Origin of the sequence: Dyella sp., assembly GCF_035685885.1 — a bacterium.
GTDB lineage: Bacteria > Pseudomonadota > Gammaproteobacteria > Xanthomonadales > Rhodanobacteraceae > Dyella.
In genome coordinates this window covers 1-4748 of the sequence record NZ_DASRZX010000031.1, presented here as the reverse complement: position 1 = coordinate 4748, position 4748 = coordinate 1, and the positions used below count along the sequence as shown (strand labels likewise).

At 64.2% G+C, this 4748-nt stretch carries 4 protein-coding genes; all 4 read right to left on the bottom strand.

The genetic code is table 11. The features are described from left to right. Positions 1-641 (bottom strand): EamA family transporter (locus VFG49_RS03940; RefSeq protein WP_324858207.1); only part of this gene is annotated, 641 nt, incomplete at its 3' end. A gap of 471 nt (positions 642-1112) precedes the next feature. Next, positions 1113-1958 (bottom strand): sulfotransferase, encoded by an 846-nt coding sequence (locus VFG49_RS03935; RefSeq protein WP_324858206.1) that lies wholly within the window; start codon positions 1956-1958, stop codon positions 1113-1115. Positions 1959-2007: 49 nt separating this feature from the next. Further along, the gene (locus VFG49_RS03930) at positions 2008-3015 is read right to left on the bottom strand and encodes a LacI family DNA-binding transcriptional regulator (RefSeq protein ID WP_324858205.1); all 1008 of its coding nucleotides are present in this window, start codon (positions 3013-3015) and stop codon (positions 2008-2010) included. A gap of 28 nt (positions 3016-3043) precedes the next feature. Beyond that, positions 3044-4748, bottom strand: a 1705-nt coding sequence (locus VFG49_RS03925) for a glycoside hydrolase family 2 protein (RefSeq protein WP_324858204.1), incomplete at its 5' end; no start/stop codon positions are given.

Here is a 4748-nt window from a genome sequence, read left to right as displayed (position 1 = left end):
ACGCCCAGCGCGTAGGGCATCAATGCCGGCGAAAGCAAGGCCGCACCGGCGTGCACGACGCCGAACGGAATCGCCACCAGCGCGCCGATCGACGTGCCCAGGGTCACCGCATCGGCGCCGTAGGTCACGCCCGTCTTCCGGCCGAAGATGATGTACAACGCCCAACCCACGCCGGCCGCCAGCGCATACATCACGCCCACGGGATCCAGTGCCTGCACCTGACCCTGGATCGGCAGCAGCAGGATCAGGCCGATCACCACCAGCGTGATCCACACGAAATCGATCAGCCGCCGTGAACCGAACATCGCCAGCGCCAGCGGCCCGGTGAATTCCAGCGCTACCGCGATGCCCAGCGGAATCGTGCGCAGCGCCATGTAGAACACCAGGTTCATCACGCCCATCGAGAGGCCGTAGCCCCACAAGGCCATGCGATCGCGCCGGCCACCCCATCGACGCCATGGCCGCCGCCACAGCAACAGCACCAGCGCACTGAGCCCCAGGCGATACGCCGTGGCACCCTGCGCACCGACCTGCGGAAACAGATGCTTGGCCAGCGACGCGCCACACTGGTACGACACCATGGCGATCAGCAGCGCGCCAACGGCCAGCGCCATCTGCGCAACGTGGGAGCGGGACGACATGTTCGTGGTCAAGACGTAGGGTGGGGAAGTCCATGATGCCAGCAAGCGCGGTGCATACCCATCATCTGGAGCGCCGCATCGCCGCTTCTGCTGACACGAGGTGGCAGCAGTCTGCAGCTATGCCGCTCTTTCTCATGGGCGCGAATTCCGTGTCCGGAACAGACCCGGAAGCTTCTGGTCATTCGCGGCACTTATCTGAGTGAGGTCGACACCTCAACACACCGTGCACCGCTGCAACGACACATGGACGTTTCGCAGTCGTTACAACGACGAGGGGTCAAGGGCAGTTCGCCGCCAAGCAACCACCTCGGGTTTCCGTTGGCTGACCACATCGAGCAAGCCAGAGCTCGTGAGCTTAACCTCGCCGTTCCCGCCACTTCCCCCTTGGACCACAACGAGAATTGCCAAAATGGAACCCATCTGGACCCTCCCTATTTCCAGATCCAGACCCTGCGGCCGAGGCCCCACTACCTACACGATGGGAACCTGGTTGACGTTGTTCTTCGGATCCATCCAGAACGCCTCATTGGCGAAGCGACCGAAGACGTCGCGCGGCAGGATGGGCTGGCGTTCGATCGATTCCACTTTGGGTCGAACGGAGTGCAGGCCGGGCATGCCGACGCGCGCGTCGAACTCATCCGCGTTGTATTGGATGCGGTCGAAGTCGTGTTCGAACCAGGGTTCGTCGAGGAACCGGTAGACCGCGCGCAGCGCCGTGGCCGGATCGCGCACCAGGCTTTCGTAGGTCAGCATCAGCAGGTGGTCGTGCGCATAGGGGCCGAAGAACGCTTCCTTGGTGGCCTGGAAGGCGAAGCCCACCATGCCGCGCGGGTCGGTCAAGGCTTCCACGCGTGAGTACACCGTGGTGTTGGTGTCGAAGCGGAACACCTTGCTGACGCTGACCGGTTGCCGCTGCACCAGGCGCTCCATGCTGTCCAGCACCCACGCCAGCTGGCGCACGCATGCGATGACCTTGACGCCGGGAAACAGCGTGTTGAGTAGCTGCATGCGGCTGCACCATAGCCGGCTGGTGTCGAACACCACGCCCGCGCTGGAATCCACCGAGTAGAAGTTCTCCACCAGCCCGCGCAACACGGCGACGCGCTGCGCGTCGGAGACGTCGAACGAGAAATCGTTCTTGCTGCTGGCTTCGGCGATCACCACGCCCATGATGTCGGCAAGCGGGCTGGTCATGCCGGCGCGAAAGCGCGGATTCTGGTTGAGGATGGCAGCCAGCAAGGTGGTGCCGGCGCGCGGCAACCCGGAGATGAAGTGGAACTTCCGCGGCGGGTGGCTGGCGTCTGGCGTGGCTGTCATCTAGCGGTTCTCCCGTGAATCGGTCGCGTGGTTGCCGGATGGCCCCGGCTCAGGGCGCGGGTGCCGTCGATGCGCGCAAGCGGATTTCGTAACCGACTTCTACCATGCGGGCCTCTCCCTTCCCAAGCACGCGCAGCAGCAGTTCTTCGGTGGCGCGCTTGCCCATCTCCCGCACGGGCTGGTGGATGGTGGTCAACGGCGGCCACACCTGCGTGGCAATGGTGGTGTCGTCGAAGCCGCAGATGGATATCTCGGCAGGAACGGATACGCCTGCTTCCGCCGCCGCCCAGATCGCACCGACGGCCATATCGTCGTCGGCCGCAAAGATGGCTGTTGGCCGCTGCTTCAACGCGAGCAGCCGCCGGGCCGCGGCCACGCCGGAGGCAAAGGAGAACTGGCCCTGCACCATGTACGACGCATTCTCCTTCAGCCCCGCGCGCTGCAGGCCATCGCGATAGCCGGCGAGGCGCCAGATACCTGCGCCGTGTTTGGGGTCGCCAAGGATATGCGCGATGCGGCGATGACCCAGCGACACGAGATGATCCACCATCGCCGCTGCCGCTTCGCGCTCGCGCAGCATCACGCCGATGCAGCCCTTGGACCGGATCGGAGCAATCGAGGCGAACGGAAGATCGAGCTTGCGCAGGTGCTCCAGCAACTTCGCATGATCGGTGATGGGCGGCGTGAGGATGAGTCCGTCGGGCTGGTGCCGCGAAAGAATGCCCTCGACGCGCTCGACGAAGTCCGGCGCCGTCGACACCAGCGGCTGCACCATCATGCTGTACTGCCTGGCCTCGCAGGCCTCGAGCACGCCGGCCTGCACTTCCATGATGTAACTCGGCGACAAGTTGTCGTAGAGCAGGCCGATGGAGAAGGAGCGGTTGGTCGCCAGGCTGCGCGCCGAGGTGAGCGGCCGGTAGTTGAGCTGCGCCACCGCGGCAAGCACGCGCTGCCGTACTTCGTCGCGCACGTTCGGCTCGTCGTTGAGCACGCGCGACACGGTTTTCTTCGAGGTGTCCGAGGCACGGGCGACATCGTTGATGGTCACGCGCGACATGGAAGCCCCTGCCTCTTCAATGTTCTGGTCACTTCGCGGCGGCCGCCGGAACGCTTTGAGCGGGAACGTTCCATCCACTCACTTCGACTACCGGTACCGCCATTCCCTGGGCTGCGTATCGCGCAGTCAGCACGATGGATTCACCTGGCCACAGCGTGACGTCATTGTCATTCCACGTTATGGGCAGCGCAAGATCGCCCTTCGCACCGCGCTTGATCGATACGTGCTGGAACAGCGCCACGGCTTTGGACGACGCGGGCACCGACAGCGTCACCGTGGTGACGTCGTCTTTTCCGTCATGCCGCGTGGTGGCGTGGACCTCGCTGGTGGCTGCCGGCAGTGACTTGAGCGCCGTGAAGTCGGCGTACTGCGTCAGCGGCGTGAGGTACCAGTTGGAGTTCGCCCAGTCGAGTACGTCCGCCTTGGTGGACAGCCAGTACACGTTGCGACTGAGCGGCGCGCCATCGGAAGCGCTCAGGTCGAGCTCGACGAAATACGTGGCGGACAGACCGGCGATGGCCGGCAGTGTTTCCAGTTGCCGCGTGCGGTTGCCGGTGACGTCGATATCCGGCACGTGCTTTTCGTAACGCACGCTGCCGTCCAGGTTGCGCACGCGGATGTTCGCCTGCAGGCCGTGGGCATCATCCAGTGTGTGGTTCACCAGCACGATGGCCCTGGAGTCGTACGAATACTGGATATGCACCGCTTCGTTGGCTTTCTTGGCGCCGAAGTAGGCGCCAGCGGGATTCATGTAGTAGTCGTACAGATGCCAGTGCAACGACGGCCACGCGTTGTTGAGCATCCAGTAGATGACACCGGTCGCCGGCTTGGCGGCATCCATGCGCGCGTTGAACGCTTCGAACTGCGCGCGAACGTTGTCGTAGTTGTCGAGCTGGGCCTTGGCGACATAGTCGGCAAGGCTCGTCGGCGCGCCGTAGCGAGCGGCCAGTGCCCTGTCGAACGGCGTCAGCACGGCAAACGTCGACCAGTCCGCGGAGGCGTGGTATTGCCGTTGTTCCGGATATTTCCACAGCGCTTCCTGCTCCTGCGGCGACAACATGCGGGTCACGTCTTCCAGCCGCGGTATGTCGGCGCCCGCACTGACTTCGGAATCGAAGCCAAACGCACCACCCAGCTTGTCGGCATACCAATACGAAGGCGGTATCCAGTCGTACGGCCCGGCCATCTTCAGGCCGGAGGGGCCGGTTTCGGCCGTGCCCTGCGGAACGGCCGCCGAGACGATGGGCAACGACCAGTCTGCGGCGTGCAGCGTGTCGACATACATCTTCGCGATGGCTGGCGGCGGTGCGTTGTCGCTGCCGATCAGGAAGCCGATCACGGAAGGATGGTTGCGAAGCAGACGTGCTTCGCTGGCCATGGAGGCTTCGGCCACCTTCAAGTCGGCAGCCGTCCAGGTGGCGCCGCCGGTCTTGGCTGCCGATTCCCATTTGTCGCAGCATTCCCAGCCCGCCAGGATCAGGATGCCGTTGCGATCGGCGAGATCGTAGAAGCGCTGGTTTTCCAGCTTGCCCTCGCTGCGGATGGTGTTGAGCCCGAGGTTGAGGACATAGCTGAACTCGGCTTCCATGCGGGCGGGGTCATCGCGCAGGAACATGTCCGGCGCCCAGCCGCCACCGCGGATCAGCAAGGGCTTGCCGTTGACGAAGAACTGCCGATAGCCCTGCTTGGTGAGGTTCGAGCTAACGCTGCGTATGCCGAACGTCGCTTTCGCC

What these genes read in the sequence shown, in the direction of transcription:
- VFG49_RS03935 (WP_324858206.1), bottom strand. Translation starts at nt 1,958, where the DNA reads ATGACAGCCACGCCAGACGCCAGCCACCCGCCGCGGAAGTTCCACTTC.
- VFG49_RS03930 (WP_324858205.1), bottom strand. Translation starts at nt 3,015, where the DNA reads ATGTCGCGCGTGACCATCAACGATGTCGCCCGTGCCTCGGACACCTCG.